General features: G+C 44.7%; 1 protein-coding gene. It reads right to left on the bottom strand.

Features of this window, described 5'->3' with window-relative positions; translation table 11 throughout:
• On the bottom strand, window positions 1–194 hold a 194-nt coding region (locus RYX56_RS24585), incomplete at its 3' end, for an NUDIX domain-containing protein (RefSeq protein WP_317124418.1).
• Window positions 195–244 lie beyond the last annotated feature (50 nt).

Genomic DNA, 244 nt, shown 5'->3' on the forward strand with positions numbered 1-244 from the left:
GTAAAAATCCCTTTTAATTGCGGATTTTTTAAGTAAACCCCGGTTTCCTCACGATATTCCCTTATACATGAATCACGAACCGATTCACCCGGCTCCATTTTTCCGCCTGGCGCTACCCACCAGCCCCGGCGAGGTTTTTGCAGCAACAATACTTTATTCTCTTTTACCAACACACAATTGGTAACCCGCTGCATCCTTTTCACCTTCTTCTTAATATGGGTGTGGAGAGAGGTATCCCCTTTAT

It is taken from the genome of Alkalihalophilus lindianensis (genome assembly GCF_032843265.1).
Lineage (GTDB): Bacteria > Bacillota > Bacilli > Bacillales > Bacillaceae_D > Alkalihalophilus > Alkalihalophilus lindianensis.